This is a genomic window from Petrimonas sp., from assembly GCF_963921705.1.
GTDB classification, from domain to species: Bacteria; Bacteroidota; Bacteroidia; order Bacteroidales; family Dysgonomonadaceae; genus Petrimonas; species Petrimonas sulfuriphila.
On sequence record NZ_OY997410.1, the window covers coordinates 1544118 to 1561307 of the forward strand.

The 17190-nt window shown below is 42.8% G+C and carries 31 protein-coding genes; all 31 read left to right on the forward strand.

What is annotated here, in order from left to right:
• Positions 1–311 precede the first annotated feature (311 nt).
• The 31 genes from rpsL to rpsD all read left to right on the forward strand — a co-directional run bounded on the left by rpsL (position 312) and on the right by rpsD (position 17186).
• Complete coding sequence (gene rpsL, locus AACM02_RS06385; RefSeq protein ID WP_214062180.1) at positions 312–719, forward strand: 30S ribosomal protein S12; 408 nt, start codon at positions 312–314, stop codon at positions 717–719.
• Between the two features lie 165 nt (positions 720–884).
• Complete coding sequence (rpsG, locus tag AACM02_RS06390) at positions 885–1361, forward strand: 30S ribosomal protein S7 (protein WP_332456329.1); 477 nt, start codon at positions 885–887, stop codon at positions 1359–1361.
• Positions 1362–1386: 25 nt separating this feature from the next.
• Positions 1387–3516, forward strand: coding sequence for an elongation factor G (gene fusA, locus AACM02_RS06395; protein ID WP_332456328.1), 2130 nt, complete (start codon positions 1387–1389; stop codon positions 3514–3516).
• 54 nt (positions 3517–3570) lie between these two features.
• Entirely contained in the window at positions 3571–3876 is a 306-nt protein-coding gene (rpsJ, locus tag AACM02_RS06400; protein ID WP_071137502.1) for a 30S ribosomal protein S10, read from the forward strand.
• 102 nt (positions 3877–3978) lie between these two features.
• Positions 3979–4596 carry a 50S ribosomal protein L3 gene (rplC, locus tag AACM02_RS06405; protein ID WP_339116427.1) on the forward strand — a complete coding sequence of 206 codons (618 nt, stop codon included), beginning with the start codon at positions 3979–3981 and terminating at the stop codon, positions 4594–4596.
• Positions 4597–4598: 2 nt separating this feature from the next.
• A complete protein-coding gene (gene rplD / locus AACM02_RS06410) occupies positions 4599–5228 on the forward strand; it encodes a 50S ribosomal protein L4 (protein WP_339116428.1) in 630 nt (209 codons plus the stop codon).
• 12 nt (positions 5229–5240) lie between these two features.
• Positions 5241–5534, forward strand: coding sequence for a 50S ribosomal protein L23 (gene rplW / locus AACM02_RS06415; protein ID WP_332456326.1), 294 nt, complete (start codon positions 5241–5243; stop codon positions 5532–5534).
• A gap of 7 nt (positions 5535–5541) precedes the next feature.
• On the forward strand, positions 5542–6369 hold the full coding sequence (rplB, locus tag AACM02_RS06420) for a 50S ribosomal protein L2 (RefSeq protein ID WP_332456325.1): 828 nt from the start codon (positions 5542–5544) through the stop codon (positions 6367–6369).
• A 21-nt stretch (positions 6370–6390) separates the two neighbouring features.
• Positions 6391–6660 (forward strand): 30S ribosomal protein S19, encoded by a 270-nt coding sequence (rpsS, locus tag AACM02_RS06425; RefSeq protein ID WP_332456324.1) that lies wholly within the window; start codon positions 6391–6393, stop codon positions 6658–6660.
• A gap of 35 nt (positions 6661–6695) precedes the next feature.
• Positions 6696–7106: a 50S ribosomal protein L22 gene (rplV, locus tag AACM02_RS06430; RefSeq protein ID WP_339116429.1), complete on the forward strand. Its 411-nt coding sequence runs from the start codon at positions 6696–6698 to the stop codon at positions 7104–7106.
• Between the two features lie 9 nt (positions 7107–7115).
• Positions 7116–7880 (forward strand): 30S ribosomal protein S3, encoded by a 765-nt coding sequence (gene rpsC, locus AACM02_RS06435; protein WP_339116430.1) that lies wholly within the window; start codon positions 7116–7118, stop codon positions 7878–7880.
• 6 nt (positions 7881–7886) lie between these two features.
• Entirely contained in the window at positions 7887–8315 is a 429-nt protein-coding gene (rplP, locus tag AACM02_RS06440; RefSeq protein WP_214024289.1) for a 50S ribosomal protein L16, read from the forward strand.
• Between the two features lie 10 nt (positions 8316–8325).
• The gene (gene rpmC, locus AACM02_RS06445) at positions 8326–8529 is read left to right on the forward strand and encodes a 50S ribosomal protein L29 (RefSeq protein ID WP_214024288.1); all 204 of its coding nucleotides are present in this window, start codon (positions 8326–8328) and stop codon (positions 8527–8529) included.
• Positions 8530–8537: 8 nt separating this feature from the next.
• Positions 8538–8795, forward strand: a complete 258-nt coding sequence (rpsQ, locus tag AACM02_RS06450; protein WP_214024287.1) for a 30S ribosomal protein S17 — start codon at positions 8538–8540, stop codon at positions 8793–8795.
• A gap of 1 nt (position 8796) precedes the next feature.
• Positions 8797–9162 (forward strand): 50S ribosomal protein L14, encoded by a 366-nt coding sequence (gene rplN, locus AACM02_RS06455; protein WP_214024286.1) that lies wholly within the window; start codon positions 8797–8799, stop codon positions 9160–9162.
• A gap of 21 nt (positions 9163–9183) precedes the next feature.
• Positions 9184–9504, forward strand: a complete 321-nt coding sequence (gene rplX, locus AACM02_RS06460) for a 50S ribosomal protein L24 (RefSeq protein WP_214024285.1) — start codon at positions 9184–9186, stop codon at positions 9502–9504.
• Between the two features lie 11 nt (positions 9505–9515).
• Positions 9516–10166, forward strand: coding sequence for a 50S ribosomal protein L5 (gene rplE, locus AACM02_RS06465; protein WP_339116431.1), 651 nt, complete (start codon positions 9516–9518; stop codon positions 10164–10166).
• Between the two features lie 3 nt (positions 10167–10169).
• Entirely contained in the window at positions 10170–10439 is a 270-nt protein-coding gene (gene rpsN / locus AACM02_RS06470; protein ID WP_339116432.1) for a 30S ribosomal protein S14, read from the forward strand.
• A 70-nt stretch (positions 10440–10509) separates the two neighbouring features.
• Complete coding sequence (rpsH, locus tag AACM02_RS06475) at positions 10510–10905, forward strand: 30S ribosomal protein S8 (protein ID WP_332456323.1); 396 nt, start codon at positions 10510–10512, stop codon at positions 10903–10905.
• An 18-nt stretch (positions 10906–10923) separates the two neighbouring features.
• Positions 10924–11478, forward strand: a complete 555-nt coding sequence (rplF, locus tag AACM02_RS06480) for a 50S ribosomal protein L6 (RefSeq protein ID WP_332456322.1) — start codon at positions 10924–10926, stop codon at positions 11476–11478.
• A gap of 21 nt (positions 11479–11499) precedes the next feature.
• Positions 11500–11844, forward strand: coding sequence for a 50S ribosomal protein L18 (gene rplR, locus AACM02_RS06485; RefSeq protein WP_214063778.1), 345 nt, complete (start codon positions 11500–11502; stop codon positions 11842–11844).
• Between the two features lie 6 nt (positions 11845–11850).
• Complete coding sequence (gene rpsE, locus AACM02_RS06490) at positions 11851–12369, forward strand: 30S ribosomal protein S5 (protein WP_214063779.1); 519 nt, start codon at positions 11851–11853, stop codon at positions 12367–12369.
• An 18-nt stretch (positions 12370–12387) separates the two neighbouring features.
• A complete protein-coding gene (rpmD, locus tag AACM02_RS06495) occupies positions 12388–12564 on the forward strand; it encodes a 50S ribosomal protein L30 (RefSeq protein WP_214063780.1) in 177 nt (58 codons plus the stop codon).
• Positions 12565–12595: 31 nt separating this feature from the next.
• Complete coding sequence (gene rplO / locus AACM02_RS06500) at positions 12596–13042, forward strand: 50S ribosomal protein L15 (protein WP_214063781.1); 447 nt, start codon at positions 12596–12598, stop codon at positions 13040–13042.
• Between the two features lie 4 nt (positions 13043–13046).
• On the forward strand, positions 13047–14369 hold the full coding sequence (secY, locus tag AACM02_RS06505) for a preprotein translocase subunit SecY (protein WP_332456321.1): 1323 nt from the start codon (positions 13047–13049) through the stop codon (positions 14367–14369).
• 21 nt (positions 14370–14390) lie between these two features.
• The gene (gene map / locus AACM02_RS06510) at positions 14391–15176 is read left to right on the forward strand and encodes a type I methionyl aminopeptidase (protein ID WP_332456320.1); all 786 of its coding nucleotides are present in this window, start codon (positions 14391–14393) and stop codon (positions 15174–15176) included.
• An 11-nt stretch (positions 15177–15187) separates the two neighbouring features.
• Positions 15188–15406 carry a translation initiation factor IF-1 gene (gene infA, locus AACM02_RS06515; RefSeq protein ID WP_214025320.1) on the forward strand — a complete coding sequence of 73 codons (219 nt, stop codon included), beginning with the start codon at positions 15188–15190 and terminating at the stop codon, positions 15404–15406.
• An 89-nt stretch (positions 15407–15495) separates the two neighbouring features.
• The gene (gene ykgO / locus AACM02_RS06520; RefSeq protein ID WP_076929107.1) at positions 15496–15612 is read left to right on the forward strand and encodes a type B 50S ribosomal protein L36; all 117 of its coding nucleotides are present in this window, start codon (positions 15496–15498) and stop codon (positions 15610–15612) included.
• A gap of 30 nt (positions 15613–15642) precedes the next feature.
• Positions 15643–16023, forward strand: a complete 381-nt coding sequence (gene rpsM / locus AACM02_RS06525; RefSeq protein ID WP_214061922.1) for a 30S ribosomal protein S13 — start codon at positions 15643–15645, stop codon at positions 16021–16023.
• 12 nt (positions 16024–16035) lie between these two features.
• Positions 16036–16425 (forward strand): 30S ribosomal protein S11, encoded by a 390-nt coding sequence (rpsK, locus tag AACM02_RS06530; protein ID WP_214025322.1) that lies wholly within the window; start codon positions 16036–16038, stop codon positions 16423–16425.
• A gap of 152 nt (positions 16426–16577) precedes the next feature.
• The gene (gene rpsD / locus AACM02_RS06535) at positions 16578–17186 is read left to right on the forward strand and encodes a 30S ribosomal protein S4 (RefSeq protein WP_332456319.1); all 609 of its coding nucleotides are present in this window, start codon (positions 16578–16580) and stop codon (positions 17184–17186) included.
• The last annotated feature ends 4 nt before the right edge of the window (positions 17187–17190 follow it).

The following is a 17190-nucleotide window of genomic DNA, read 5'->3' on the forward strand; positions in this document are numbered from 1 at the left end:
GACGGATAAATGTTGAAAAAGTTACATTGAATTGCGAAAATAGTTGTTTTTTTATAAAAATCGGTGGCGACGTAAGAAATAGTTGTTGTTTTTTCAAAATATCAGTTGTCTGGATTTTGTAAAATAGTTGAAAAAACACCGTCAATAATTTGCATATCATGTTGATTATTTGTAATTTTGTGCCGTTTTTAACCCCAGAGACGGTGGTTTTTGACGTTAATCATTTGATTATATTTAAGTTATAATTGGGTGAGGTTGTGTAAAGAAATTAAATTTATCAGTAAAATAAAAGACAAAAAGAAAGTAGAAAAATGCCTACAATTCAACAATTAGTAAGAAAAGGCCGTACGGTTATAGAAGAGAAAAGTAAATCCCGTGCGCTTGATTCGTGTCCGCAAAGACGCGGTGTCTGCGTGAGGGTTTATACTACTACTCCCAAAAAACCAAACTCAGCAATGAGGAAAGTGGCTCGTGTACGTTTAACTAACACTAAGGAGGTGAACGCTTATATTCCGGGCGAAGGGCACAACTTGCAGGAGCACTCTATTGTATTGGTGCGTGGCGGTCGTGTTAAAGACCTTCCGGGTGTACGTTATCACATTGTTCGCGGAACATTGGATACTGCCGGGGTAAATGGCCGTACTCAACGTCGTTCTAAATATGGAGCTAAGCGTCCTAAACCGGGAGCAGTTGCCAAGCCGGGTGCAAAGAAGAAATAATCCCGCACAATAAAAGTACGCTTTATTTTTTATAAGTTAAAATTCATGTAAAATCGCTGTTGGAATTTTTGGGAAAAGCTACTATAGGTTGAGTAAACGGTTCGGAGGAATTGTTGAAGACAGATAAAAAACGGCAACCAAACACAACACAAATCAATTAAAACAATGAGAAAAACAAAACCTAAAAAAAGACAGGTTCTACCCGATCCTGTATATGGTGATGTAAGGGTGACAAAGTTTGTTAACCACCTTATGTATGACGGAAAGAAGAGTATATCTTACGATATTTTCTATTCTGCATTGGACACAGTGAAGGCTAAATTGCCCAACGAAGAAAAACCGGCTCTCGAGATTTGGAAAGCCGCATTAGATAATATAACACCGCAGGTTGAAGTGAAATCACGCCGTGTTGGCGGAGCAACATTTCAGGTGCCTACAGAAATTCGTCCCGAAAGAAAAGAATCCATTTCAATGAAAAACCTCATTCTTTATGCTCGCAAAAGAGGAGGTAAGACGATGGCAGACAAACTGGCTGCTGAGATCGTTGATGCGTATAACAATCAGGGTGGATCATATAAACGTAAAGAAGATATGCATAGAATGGCAGAAGCGAACAGGGCTTTTGCACATTTCAGATTTTAAATAAACAGACTGTTAGGTAAAAAAGATGGCAAAAGGTTCAAAAGAAGCATTAATTTTCACTCGCAATATAGGTATCATGGCGCACATTGATGCCGGCAAGACGACTACGTCGGAACGTATCTTGTTTTACACGGGATTAACCCATAAAATTGGAGAGGTACACGATGGAGCGGCCACGATGGACTGGATGGAGCAGGAGCAGGAGCGGGGTATAACCATTTCTTCTGCGGCCACAACCGCGAACTGGAAATATAATGACAAAACATACAAAATTAATCTGATTGATACTCCGGGACACGTTGACTTCACCGTAGAAGTTGAGCGTTCATTGCGTATTCTCGACGGAGCCGTGGCGGCATTTTGTGCCGTAGGTGGGGTTGAGCCGCAATCGGAAACTGTGTGGCGTCAGGCAGATAAATACAAAGTGCCGCGAATTGGTTACGTGAATAAGATGGACCGTTCTGGGGCTAACTTTTTTGAGGTAGTTCGTCAGGTAAAAGAAGTACTTGGTGCAACTCCTTGTCCCATCCAAATCCCCATAGGCGCAGAAGAGAACTTCAAGGGCGTAGTGGATTTGATTACAATGAAAGCGTTGTATTGGCACGATGAGACCATGGGTGCTGAGTATCACATAGAGGAGATACCTGCTGATTTATTGGATGAAGCCAACGAGTGGAGAGAAAAGATGCTCGAAACGGTTGCTGAGTTCGATGATGTGTTGATGGAGAAGTTTTTCGACGATCCTTCAACCATCACGGAGGATGAGGTGAGAGCAGCTGTAAGGAAGGGAACACTTTCCATGCAGATAAATCCGATGATCTGTGGCTCTTCATTCAAAAACAAAGGAGTACAAACGTTGCTGGATGCTGTTTGTTCTTACTTGCCCAGCCCGGTCGACACCGATGCTATTGAGGGCGTTGATCCGAGAGATACAGACAAAATAGTCGTCAGACGTCCTGATCCTAACGAGCCGATGTGCGCCCTGGCGTTCAAAATCGCGACTGACCCATATGTGGGACGTCTCTGCTTCTTCCGTGTTTATTCGGGAGAACTGGAAGCCGGTTCTTACGTTTACAATCCCCGTTCGGGAAAAAAAGAACGTATCTCACGTCTGTTCCAGATGCATTCCAACAAACAGAATCCGAAGGAATTTATCGGATGCGGTGACATAGGAGCCGGGGTTGGATTTAAGGATATTCGCACGGGCGACACGCTTTGTGATGAAAGCAAACCCATTGTCCTGGAATCGATGGATTTCCCCGATCCGGTTATCGGTATTGCTGTTGAGCCTAAAACTCAGAAAGATTTGGATAAACTCTCCGTTGGTTTGGCTAAACTGGCGGAAGAAGACCCGACATTTACGGTTAAGACGGATGAAGAAACCGGCCAGACGGTTATCTCCGGAATGGGAGAACTTCACCTGGAGATTATTATCGACCGGTTGAAACGTGAGTTTAAGGTCGAAGCCAACCAGGGACGTCCTCAGGTATCTTATAAAGAAGCTATTACCAAACCTGTCGAGCTGCGTGAGGTTTACAAGAAGCAGACTGGAGGTCGCGGTAAATTTGCCGACATTATCGTACGGGTAGAACCGGCCGATGCCGATTTCGAAGGGGAATTGCAGTTTATCGATGAGGTAAAAGGTGGAAATATCCCCAAGGAATATATTCCGTCCATTCAGAAGGGTTTTGCACGCGCCATGAAGAACGGTGTTCTCGCCGGATATGCACTGGATAAGCTTAAAGTTACGGTAATTGATGGTTCTTACCATCCGGTAGACTCCGATCAGTTGTCATTTGAAATATGTGCTATTCAGGCATTCAGAAGTGCCAGCGAAAAAGCCGGTCCTGTTTTAAAAGAGCCGATCATGAAGGTGGAAGTAGTAACTCCAGAGGAAAGTATGGGGGATGTGATTTCCGATCTGAACAAGCGGCGCGGACAAATCGAAGGCATGGAATCGAACCGGTCGGGTGCACGCATTGTAAAGGCAAAAACTCCGCTTTCGGAAATGTTCGGATACGTAACTTCGTTGCGAACCATTACTTCCGGAAGAGCAACTTCCACGATGTCTTTCGATCATTTTGAGGAAGTTTCTCCCTCAATCGCAAGGCAAGTGTTGACGGAAGTAAAAGGTCGTGTTGATTTGATTAAATAAGTCGGAAGACGGAAGACAAATACTTAGGAATACAATAATTATTCAAAATAAATTATGAGCCAAAAAATCAGAATTAAACTGAAGTCTTACGATTACAGCCTGGTGGATAAATCGGCAGAGAAAATCGTAAAAACCGTAAAAGCTACGGGTGCAGTAGTCAGCGGACCTATTCCGTTGCCCACACACAAACGCATATTTACTGTGAACCGCTCTACATTCGTAAACAAAAAATCGCGCGAGCAATTCGAACTTTCGTCTTTCAAACGGCTGATCGACATCTACAGCTCAACTGCCAAAACCGTTGATGCACTGATGAAACTTGAGTTGCCGAGTGGGGTAGAGGTAGAAATTAAAGTGTAATAAATAAGACAAAAGAGCCAGGAGCCAGAACAAAAGAACCAAGATAAAATCTTGGCTTCTGGTTCTTGAATTTCAATAATTAATTAATTAAACAACAGAGAAATGCCAGGATTAATTGGAAAAAAAATCGGAATGACATCCGTTTTCAGTGCCGAGGGAAAAAATGTTCCATGCACTGTTATCGAAGTAGGTCCTTGCGTGGTTACTCAGGTAAAGACCGTTGAAAATGACGGTTACGACGCTATTCAACTTGGGTTTGAAGACAAAAAAGACAAACACACACCCAGTGGAGAAAAAGGTCATTTTAAAAAAGCCGGAGTTACCCCGAAGAGACACTTGGCCGAGTTCAAAGGATTTGGGAACGACTACAAGTTGGGGTCCGAAATCACTGTTGATCTTTTCAGCGATGCCGTTTACGTAGATGTAATCGGAACATCAAAAGGTAAAGGTTTCCAGGGCGTTGTAAAACGTCACGGTTTTGGTGGAGTAGGTCAGTCCACTCATGGGCAGCACAACCGCCTGCGTTCACCGGGTTCTATTGGAGCCGCATCTTATCCCGCAAAAGTATTTAAGGGAACTCGCATGGCCGGACAAATGGGTAACGAACGGGTAACCGTTCAAAACCTCCAGGTGATTAAAGTCATACCCGAACACAATCTTTTATTGTTGAAAGGTTCGGTTCCGGGATGTAAAGGTTCAATCGTTACAATAGAAAAATAAAAATGGAATTAAGCATATACAATATCAATGGAGAGGTAACAGATAAAAAGGTGACACTCAATGATTCCATTTTCGGAATTGAACCTAACGATCATGTTATCTGGTTAGACGTAAAGCATTATTTGGCTAACCAGCGTCAGGGTACGCACAAATCGAAAGAGAGAAATGAAATTGCCGGAAGTACCCGCAAGCTGATTCGTCAGAAAGGGAGCGGTGGTGCACGCCGTGGCGACATCAAATCGCCGGTTATGGTTGGCGGAGGCAGGGTCTTTGGTCCTAAACCCAGGGATTACGGCTTCAAGCTCAATAAAAAGGAAAAAGCGTTGGCTCGCCGTTCGGCGCTTTCGCTAAAAGCCAGAAACGAAGCTATTTGGGTGGTTGAAGATTTCAACTTCGATACACCCAGAACGAAGAACTTTGCTGAGCTAACAAAAAAACTGCAACTGGCTGATAAAAAGCTACTTTTCGTTTTGCCAAGTCAAAATAAAAACGTATATTTGTCGGCCCGAAATTTACCGGGAGTTGAGATTATAACTGCTTCAGACATAAATACATACAAAATTATGAACTGTGGGAATTTAGTGCTCACGGAATCGTCTGTTGCGGTAATTGATGATTTACTTAAAGCATAAGGAGACAAAACAATGGGAGTAATTATAAAACCAATTTTTACAGAAAAACAAACCGCGGTTACCGAGAAGTTCGAAAACCGTTACGGTTTCATTGTAGTTCCCGGAGCTAACAAAGTAGAAATCAAAAATGCAATTGAATCGCTCTACAATGTTCACGTAGAACAGGTGAATACAATGAAATACGATGGCAAGCTGAGAAGCCGCTACACAAAATCCGGTGTTGTTACCGGTAGCACGCCATCTTATAAAAAAGCAATTGTAACCTTGAAAAAAGGTGAAACAATCGATTTATTCAGCAATATCTAATTAAAAAATGGCAATACGTAAACTAAAGCCCACAACACCGGGGCAAAGACACAAGATTATCGGTTCTTTTGAAAATATCACTGCATCAGAACCGGAAAAATCTCTTGTAGTTGGTAAAACAAGTACAGGTGGACGCAACCATCGCGGGAAAATGACGATAGGTTACATTGGTGGCGGACACAAAAAACGTTTTCGTTTTATTGATTTCAAGAGAACAAAAGACGGAGTTCCTGCCGTTGTAAAAAGCATTGAATACGATCCCAATCGTTCTGCACGCATAGCGTTGCTTTATTATGCCGATGGAGAAAAAACGTATATCCTTGCTCCCAACGGATTAGAAGTTGGAACCACAGTGATGTCGGGACCGGAAGCTGCTCCCGAAGTTGGCAATACACTGCCTTTGGCAAACATACCCCTCGGTACGGTGATTCATAACGTTGAGTTGCGCCCGGGACAAGGTGCAAAAATGGTGCGTTCGGCCGGAACATTCGCTCAGTTGGTTTCGCGTGAAGATAAATACGCGATTATCAAAATGCCTTCAGGTGAAGTTCGTAAAATTCTTGCTACATGTAAAGCTACTATAGGAAGTGTTGGTAATTCAGACCATGCTCTGCAACAATCAGGTAAAGCCGGTCGTTCAAGATGGCTTGGACGTCGTCCACACACACGCGGGGTTGTTAAAAACCCGGTTGACCACCCCATGGGTGGTGGTGAGGGCCGCGCGTCGGGAGGTCATCCACGTTCGCCCAAAGGTATTTATTCAAAGGGCTTGAAAACAAGAGCTCCGAAAAAGCATTCTTCTAAATACATCGTAGAAAGAAGAAAGAAAAAATAACCTGATTAACAAGTAAGAATTATGAGCAGATCATTAAAAAAAGGTCCGTATATCAACATAAAATTAGAGAAGAAAGTGAATGACATGAACGAGAGCGGCAAAAAAGCTGTCGTAAAAACATGGGCACGTGCTTCAATGATTTCCCCCGATTTCGTGGGCCACACTATTGCTGTACACAACGGAAATAAATTTATTCCGGTGTATATTACCGAAAACATGGTAGGACATAAGTTAGGTGAATTTGCGGTAACGCGCACATTCCGTGGACATTCCGGCAACAGAAAGAAATAATCGGCGGGCTTAACTGAATAAAAAAAAGAAAAGACATGAGTGCTAGAAAAAGAATATCAGCAGAACAACGCAAAGAAAACCGCAGAGAGGTTGCTTTAGCCGTGTTGAAAAATGCTCCTTCTTCGCCCCGGAAAATGCGATACGTTGCAGATATGGTGCGCGGAATGGAAGTTTTTAAAGCATTGGGCGTTTTGAAGTTTTCCAGCAAGGAGGCATCGAGAAGAGTTGAAAAATTATTACTCTCGGCCATCTCTAACTGGGAACAGAAAAACGAACGCAAAGCCGAAACAGGCGAACTTTATATCAAAATAATTTCTGTAGACGAAGGTGCAACGCTGAAGAGACTTCGTCCTGCCCCGCAAGGCCGCGGCTACAGAATTCGCAAACGTTCAAATCACGTGACAATTGTGGTAGATACTTATAAAAAAGAACAAGAACAAAATTAATACAGGCAGATGGGACAAAAAGTAAATCCGATAGCAAATCGTTTGGGAATCATCAAAGGATGGGACTCTAATTGGTACGGTGGAGATAATTACGGCGAAATGATGCTGGAAGACAGCAAGATTCGCACTTATTTGAATGCTCGTCTGGCCAAAGCAAGTGTTTCTCGCATTGTCATTGAAAGAACGCTGAAATTAGTAACCATCACTATCTGTACTGCCCGTCCGGGAATCATTATCGGTAAAGGTGGCCAGGAAGTGGACAAGCTAAAAGAAGAGTTAAAGAAAATAACCGATAAGGATGTTCAGATCAATATCTTCGAGATAAAGAAACCGGAATTGGATGCGGTTATTGTGGCCAACAACGTTGCTCGTCAGTTGGAAGGTAAAATTGCTTACCGCCGCGCGGTTAAAATGGCCATCGCTTCCACCATGAGGATGGGCGCAGAAGGCATAAAAATTCAGATATCAGGCCGGTTGAACGGTGCCGAAATGGCCCGGTCGGAAATGTATAAAGAGGGAAGGACTCCGTTGCATACTTTCCGTGCCGACATTGATTATGCTCATGCAGAAGCGTTGACCAAAGTTGGATTGATCGGTATCAAGGTTTGGATCTGCAGAGGTGAGATCTACGGTAAAAAAGACCTGGCACCTTCGTTCGCATCTTCCAAGGAAAATCGTTCACAAGGCGGTGGCGGACGCAGCGACAGAGGTAATCGCCCCGAAGGAGGCAGAGGTGCCAGAAGAAACAGAAGAAATAATAACAAAAACGCATAAACCAATATGTTACAACCGAAAAAATCAAAATTTAGAAGACAGCAGAAAGGCCGCATGAAAGGCTTCGCCGGTCGCGGTAATCAGTTGGCATTCGGTTCGTTCGGGATAAAATCGTTACAATCAAAATGGATCACTGGCAATCAGATTGAGGCTGCCCGTGTTGCCGTAACACGCTATATGCAACGCCAAGGACAAGTTTGGGTACGCATCTTCCCCGATAAACCAATTACCAAAAAACCTGCTGAAGTACGTATGGGTAAAGGAAAAGGTAATCCCGAAGGATACGTGGCTCCTGTTACTCCCGGAAGAATTATTTTCGAAATCGAAGGTGTGCCGTACGATGTGGCAAAAGAAGCTCTCCGCCTGGCAGCACAGAAATTGCCTGTTACGACAAAATTCGTTGTCAGAAGAGATTATGAACAACCACAAAATTAATTCGTAAGGCATGAAATCAAAAAAACAGGAATACAAGGAGTTATCGGATAAGGATTTGAAGGAAAGGTTGGATGCTGAACAGGCGGACCTGATTCAGACCAAGATTTATCATACAACTACTCCGCTCGACAATTCAGGTTCGATAAGAGAAAAACGCAGAAACATTGCACGTATTCAGACTGAATTGCGCGCTCGTGAATTGAAAAAAGCTTAATAATTATAATGGAAACGAGAAATTTAAGAAAAGAAAGAATCGGGGTCGTTTTCAGCAACAAGATGGAAAAAACCATCACCGTTACTGTAAAATGGAAAGAAAAACACCCTATATATGGGAAGTTCGTTAGTAAAACGAAAAAATTTCACGCCCATGATGAAAAGAATGACTGTAACATAGGGGATACAGTACGTATAATGGAAACACGTCCTTTGAGCAAAACAAAGAGATGGAGAGTGGTTGAAGTAATAGAAAGGGCTAAGTAAGATGATACAGCAAGAATCAAGACTAAACGTGACCGACAATAGCGGAGCCAAGGAAGCCCTTTGCATCCGTGTATTAGGTGGAACAAGAAGACGCTACGCGTCTGTTGGGGATGTAATTGTTGTGGCTATCAAGAGCGTAATCCCTTCGAGTGACATTAAAAAAGGCGCTGTAACAAAAGCAATCATTGTACGTACGAAAAAAGAAATTCGTCGTGCTGATGGTTCTTATATTCGTTTCGACGACAATGCCTGCGTCCTTCTGAACAACGCCGGTGAGTTGAGAGCCAGCCGTATCTTTGGGCCGGTTGCACGTGAATTACGTGCTACAAACATGAAGATTGTTTCATTAGCGCCCGAAGTACTTTAATCTATTAAACAATCACAGACAATGAGTAAATTACATATTAAAAAAGGAGATACGGTTTACGTGAACTCCGGTGAAGACAAAGGCAAAACAGGACGTGTGCTCGAGGTACTGGTGGCTAAGAACCGCGCCATTGTAGAGGGAGTAAATATCGTTTCGAAGCATGCAAAACCCAATGCACAGAATCCCAATGGAGGTATCGAAAAGAAAGAAGCTTCCATTCATCTCTCGAAACTAAATTTGGTTGATCCGAAAACCGGTAAACCAACGCGCATTGGAAGAAAAGAAGACAGTAAAGGTAAGTTAGTACGTTATGCAAAAAAATCAGGGGAGGTAATTAAGTAATGGCTAAAGAAGTGAAAAAAGAAAAAGCGGCAAAAGCCGCTGAACCCAAAGCTGAAGTTCAGAAAGAAGCTCAGGCTGCTGCTCCCCAAACAGAAGATCAGGGAAACAGAAGTACGGTTACTCTCAAAAAAGAATACGCTGAGCGTATTGTACCTGTCTTGATGAAAGAATTTGGATACAAATCCGTTATGCAGGCTCCCAAACTCGACAAGATAGTTATAAATCAGGGATTGGGTATAGGAGTAGCTGACAAGAAAATCATCGAGACAGCGATCAACGAGCTAACGGCAATTACCGGTCAGAAAGCGGTGGCAACTTACTCGAGAAAAGACATTTCCAACTTCAAGTTACGTAAGAAAATGGCTATCGGAGCCCGCGTAACGTTGCGTCACAATAAAATGTATGAATTCCTCGAAAGACTTATTCGTGTGGCGTTACCGCGTATTCGTGACTTCAGGGGAATTGAAGGGAAACTCGACGGACGAGGAAACTATACCCTGGGAATCCAGGAGCAGATTATCTTTCCCGAAATCAATATCGACAGCATCTCCCGTTTGCTGGGAATGAACATTACGTTCGTCACATCTGCAGCAACCGATGAAGAAGGCTACGCACTCCTCAGAGAATTTGGATTACCGTTTAGAACAGAAAAAAACAAGTAAGAAATGGCAAAAGAATCAATGAAAGCCCGCGAGGTGAAAAGAGCTAAGATGGTTGCCCGTTATGCCGAAAAAAGAGCAAAATATTTGGCAGAAGGCGATTACGAAGCACTTCAGACCATCCCTAAAAATGCATCTCCCGTTCGATTGCACAACCGTTGCAACATAACCGGACGCCCAAAAGGCTATATGCGCCAGTTTGGATTATCACGCATTCAGTTTAGAGAAATGGCATCGAAAGGGCTTATACCCGGAGTGAAAAAAGCAAGCTGGTAAAATACAGTGAACTAACGAAGTTTTATTAAATATTGTCCCGACAGTCGGGATCAATTTAAATTTTTTTATAATGACAGATCCAATAGCAGATTATTTGACGCGGTTGAGAAATGCTATCCAGGCGAAGCATCGTGTGGTGGAAATTCCCGCATCAAACTTGAAAAGAGACATCACAAAGATTCTCTTTGACAAAGGCTACATCCTTAATTATAAGTTTGTAGAGGACGGACCGCAAGGCTCTATTATGATTGCCTTGAAATACGATCCGGTAAATAAAGTGAATGCGATCAAAAAACTGATTCGCATATCTTCACCCGGGTTACGTCGGTATACCGGTTATAAGAATATGCCCCGGGTACTGAACGGTTTGGGTATTGCCATATTATCTACTTCAAAAGGAGTAATGACGGATAAAGAAGCTGCCGTTCAGAAAATCGGCGGTGAAGTATTGTGTTACGTTTATTAATTTCAGGAGGAGAATAGTATGTCAAGAATAGGAAAATTGCCCATTTCATTGCCTTCCGGCGTTGCAGTAACGGTGGGAGAAGATAACGTGATTACGTTGAAAGGCCCTAAAGGAGAACTAAAACAACACGTGAACCCTGATATGAAAGTAGAGGTTGAAAACGGTGTCTTAACCGTTATCAGGCCTACCGACGATAGAGAACACAGAGCCATGCACGGGTTATACCGTTCTTTGCTCCACAATATGGTGATTGGCGTTTCGGAAGGATTTCGCAAGGAACTGGAGCTTGTTGGTGTTGGATACCGTGTAACCAATAACGGACAAATTCTGGAATTATCACTTGGTTATACCCACAACATATTCCTGGAATTACCCCAGGAGATTAAAGTGGAAACCAAGATGGAAAGGAACAAGAATCCGCTTATTATTTTGGAGTCTTCCGATAAGCAATTGCTCGGACAGGTTTGTGCAAAAATTCGTTCATTCCGCAAACCCGAACCTTACAAAGGTAAAGGTATTAAATTTGTTGGTGAACAAATCCGTCGCAAATCGGGTAAGACAGCAGGTAAATAATTTACGTAAACAGAAATCGCTATGTTAACAAAAACAGAAAGAAGACTAAAGATTAAGACTCGTGTTCGCGGTAAGATCAGCGGGACCAAGGAGTGTCCGCGTTTGTCCGTGTTCAGGAGTAATAAACAAATATACGCGCAGGTTATCGATGATATTAATGGAGTTACGCTGGCATCGGCTTCATCTTTGAAAGTGGAAGAAAAACTTCCCAAAAAAGAAATAGCTGCAAAAGTTGGCGAGATGATTGCCAGCAACGCTAAAGAAGCCGGGGTTGAGAAGGTAGCATTCGACAGAAACGGTTACTTATATCATGGACGTATAAAAGAATTGGCTGATGCTGCTCGTAAAGGAGGACTTAAATTTTAAACAACTATGACAGGAACAGATAGAAGAGTAAAATCGACAAACGATTTAGAGTTGAAGGACAGGCTAGTGGCTATCAATCGTACTACCAAGGTAACAAAAGGAGGTCGTACATTCACATTTGCTGCTATGGTTGTAGTTGGAAACGAAGACGGTATTATTGGCTGGGGATTGGGTAAAGCCGGTGAGGTGACTACTGCTATTGCTAAAGGTGTTGAAGCAGCCAAAAAGAACTTGATGAAAGTTCCCGTTTACAAAGGGACTATCCCTCACGAACAATCTGCCCGTTTCGGCGGAGCCGAAGTTTTTCTGAAACCAGCCTTTACCGGAACAGGAGTAAAAGCAGGGGGGGCCATGCGTGCCGTGTTGGAAAGTGCAGGAATTACCGATATTCTGGCGAAATCGAAAGGATCGTCAAATCCTCACAACCTGGTAAAAGCCACCATTGAAGCGTTGTGCGAACTGAGAGATCCCATTACTGTTTCTCAAAATCGCGGAGTTAGTTTAGAAAAAGTATTTAACGGATAAAAACGGAAGGATTTTGAAATGGCTACTATAAAAGTAAAACAGACTACCAGCAGAATAAACTGCCCTAAAATTCAGAAAAAAACGTTAGATGCGTTAGGATTGACGAAAATGAACAAAGTGGTTGAACATGAAGATAACCCTACTATTAGAGGCCTTATCCGTAAAGTTCATCATTTAGTAACGATTGTAGAATAAATTAGTTTATAACGATAAAATATAGATAATAATGAATTTATCGAACTTAAAACCCGCTGAAGGCGCAACCAAAACCCGCAAAAGAATCGGACGCGGATCGGGATCGGGCAGAGGAGGTACTTCGACAAGAGGACACAAAGGACAAAAATCAAGATCGGGTTATTCCAGAAAAACCGGATTTGAGGGAGGACAGATGCCTTTACAGCGTCGCGTACCTAAATTCGGATTTAATCCACTGAGCAGAGTTGAATACAAAGCCATCAACATTGAAACACTTCAGGTATTGGCCGATTCTCAGAAAATAGAAAAGATAACTCCGGAGGTATTGATCAATGCCGGCCTTATTTCCCGAAAACACTTGGTTAAAATTCTTGGAAGAGGAACACTTTCGGCAAAATTGGAAGTTGAAGCTCACGCTTTCTCCAAGGCTGCGGAACAAGCTATTTCTTCTGCAGGAGGTACAGCCGTAAAACTCTGAAAAAATGGGATTTGTACAGACAGTAAAAAATATTTGGAAAATTGAAGACCTGCGGATGAGGTTACTCATCACGGTGGGTTTTATAGCCATATACCGGTTCGGTTCATTTGTCGTACTTCCGGGTGTTAACCCGCTGCAACTCGAGGCCTTACAGGCCAATGCAAGCTCAGGTCTGCTGGGATTGCTCGATATGTTCTCGGGAGGTGCGTTTGCGAACGCTTCAATTTTTGCGTTGGGAATTATGCCCTACATCTCTGCCTCCATCGTGATGCAGTTGTTGGGTATTGCCGTTCCGGCTTTCCAGAAAATGCAACGCGAAGGAGAAAGTGGACGTACGAAGATGAACCAGTATACCCGTTATCTGACGGTTGCCATTTTGCTTTTTCAAGGGCCCGCTTATATCTACGGAGCTTTGGGATCGGCAATTCCGGGAGGATTGTTTGACTGGGTAATTCCTTCAACCATTATTCTCGCCGGTGGCAGTATGTTTGTGCTGTGGCTGGGAGAAAGAATTACCGACAAAGGTATTGGTAACGGTATTTCCTTTATCATCCTGATTGGTATTATTGCCCGTCTGCCGCATGCTTTGGTCGCTGAGTTCGACCGGTTACTCAATGCTCCCGGGGGATTGGTGCTCTTCCTGCTCGAAATCATTTTCCTGATGGTGGTTATAGCCGGAGCGATTATGTTGGTACAAGGCACGAGAAAGATACCTGTACAGTATGCCAAACGTATTGTGGGTAACAAGCAATACGGTGGTGTGCGCCAGTATATCCCTCTAAAAGTGAATGCAGCTAACGTAATGCCTATCATCTTTGCACAGGCGATTATGTTTATACCGCTTACTATTGCTCAGTTCTCAGTAGGAGAGGGCGGCGGTTTTTGGGCTTCGCTGATGAATTACACCAGTTTTTCGTATAATTTCATCTTTGCGTTGCTGATTATTGCTTTCACCTATTTCTATACGGCAATTACCGTTAATCCTATTCAAATGGCAGAAGACCTGAAGAGAAACAACGGCTTTATTCCCGGTGTAAAACCCGGTAAAAGGACGGCGGAGTACATCGATCTTGTCATGTCAAGGATCACGTTTCCTGGGTCAATTTTCTTGGCATTAGTAGCTATTATGCCTGCTTTTGCTGGAATTACCGGGATAAATTCGCAGTTTGCACAATTTTTCGGAGGAACCTCGTTGCTGATTCTTGTTGGAGTAGTGCTCGACACCTTGCAACAGATAGAAAGTCACTTGCTGATGCGTCATTACGATGGTTTCCTTAAATCGGGAGCTAAAATTAAAGGCCGGTCCGGCTCAATTGCAGCTTATTAAGTTTCTGGCGAATAAATGGGGATGAATAGTAGAACGATCATACTGAAAACCGACGAAGAAATCGAATTGATGCGTCAAAGCAACCGTTTGGTAGGAATGACTCTGGGAGAGCTTTCCAAACACATCAAACCCGGGGTGACGACACTTCAACTCGACAAAATTGCGGAGGAGTTTATCAGGGATCACGGAGCTATCCCCACCTTTTTAGGATACGGCGGTTTTCCTAATTCCATTTGTGCTTCGGTAAATGAAAAAGTGGTGCACGGAATTCCCAACAATCACCCTTTGCAAGAGGGCGACATCATATCCATTGATTGCGGTACAAACAAACAGGGATATTGTGGCGATTCGGCATACACGTTCTGCGTGGGAGAGGTAAGAGAAGAGATTAAACAATTACTTAACGTTACCAAAGAAGCGCTTTACAAAGGCATCGAACAGGCCTGTCACGATAAGAGAGTGGGAGACATCGGTTTCACTATACAAACTTATTGTGAGTCACACGGTTATTCGGTTGTAAGGGAATTGGTAGGTCACGGAATAGGCAGAGACATGCACGAAGCGCCCGAAGTGCCGAATTATGGTAGAAGAGGGACAGGTCCGTTATTGAAAAACGGAATGTGTATTGCCATTGAACCGATGATCAATATGGGAAGTAAAAATGTGGTGTTTGAAAACGACGGATGGACGGTTCGAACTAAGGACCGCAAACCATCGGCACATTTTGAACACACTGTAGCTATCCGAAACGGGAAAGCCGATATTTTGTCGACATTTGAGTTTATTCAGGAAACAAGCAACAATTAAAAAGAGCGGAAATGGCTAAACAAACAGCAATTGAACAAGACGGAACAATAGTAGAAGCATTGTCTAATGCTATGTTCCGTGTAGAATTAGAAAACGGACATGAAATTACCGCACACATCTCGGGGAAAATGCGTATGCATTACATCCGGATTTTACCCGGAGACAGAGTGCGAGTAGAAATGTCGCCTTACGATCTTTCGAAAGGAAGGATTTCATTCAGATATAAATAAAACAAGAAAATTAGATATCAGATAATAGACGTCGGACCATAATTGTCTAAAATCTAAAATCTGATGTCTGACATCTAAAAAATACAAATATGAAAGTAAGAGCATCTTTAAAAAAACGTACGGCTGACTGTAAAATTGTTCGCAGAAAAGGCCGTTTATACATTATCAACAAAAAGAATCCCAAGTTCAAACAACGTCAGGGATAAGATTAAAAAATAACAATTTAAAAAAATTATATGGCTATAAGAATTGTAGGGGTCGATTTGCCGCAAAATAAGAGAGGCGAGGTAGCGTTAACTTATATCTATGGCATCGGACGCAGCTCGGCAAACAGTATTTTAGCTAAAGCCGAAGTGGATAGAGATATCAAAGTAAAAGATTGGACAGACGATCAGGCAGCACGTATTCGTGAGATTATTTCAACCGAATACAAAGTGGAAGGAGATCTTCGCTCTGAAGTACAGTTGAACATTAAACGACTGATGGATATCGGCTGCTACCGTGGTATCCGCCATCGTATCGGGTTACCTGTCCGCGGACAAAGCACCAAGAACAATGCACGTACGCGAAAAGGAAGAAAGAAAACCGTTGCTAATAAGAAAAAAGCTACTAAATAACAGATAAGGAATATGGCAAAAAGAACAGTTGCAGCAAAAAAGAGAAACGTTAAAGTAAGTGCCGAAGGACAGGCTCACATCTCTTCATCGTTCAATAACATCATTGTTTCATTAACCAACGATAACGGAGAAGTGATAAGCTGGTCATCAGCCGGAAAAATGGGCTTCAGAAGTTCTAAAAAGAACACCCCTTACGCGGCTCAAATGGTGGCTTCAGACTGCGCTAAAGTGGCTTATGACCTGGGGCTCCGTAAGGTGAAAGCTTATGTGAAAGGTCCGGGAAACGGCCGCGAGTCAGCTATCAGAACCATTCACGGTGCAGGAATTGAGGTGACCGAGATTGTAGACGTTACACCCATTCCTCACAATGGCTGTCGTCCACCCAAAGCTAGAAGAGTCTGATCCGGTAGTTATTCGTCTGAACATCAAAAAAAAGTAAATAATCATAAGTTTCAATCATACAGAAACTTGAGCTGTGATTTGATTACAATATACTTCTCTGTAATCGCGGCTGCACAGTTTAGGCTTCAGTAGAAAAAGTTTAATTTGTAAAAATGGCAAGATATACTGGTCCAAAAACAAAAATCGCCCGAAAATTCGGTGAACCTATTTTCGGTCCCGATAAGGTTCTTTCTAAAAAGAACTACCCCCCGGGACAGCACGGAAATACACGTAGACGTAAAACGTCGGAATACGGAATTCAGTTGCGTGAAAAACAACGTGCAAAATATACTTACGGAGTATTGGAAAAACAATTCCGGTTAACTTTCGAAAAAGCTGCCCGTAGCCGCGGTATTACAGGTGAAGTACTGCTTCAGTTATTGGAATCGCGTTTAGACAACGTCGTTTATCGATTAGGTATAGCACCTACAAGAGCAGCTGCCCGTCAGCTTGTATCGCACCGTCATATCACCGTAAATGGAAAAGTAGTAAACATTCCGTCGTATAGCGTGAGAGCCGGAGAAGTTGTCGGTGTGAGAGAAAAATCGAAATCGTTGGAAGTGATCTCAAATGCACTTACCGGTTTCAATCACAGTAAATATCCTTGGTTAGAGTGGGACAGAGCATCTATGAGCGGTAAGTTTCTGCATTTGCCCGAAAGAGCTGATATCCCCGAAAACATTAAAGAACAATTGATCGTAGAATTATATTCTAAACAATAATTTC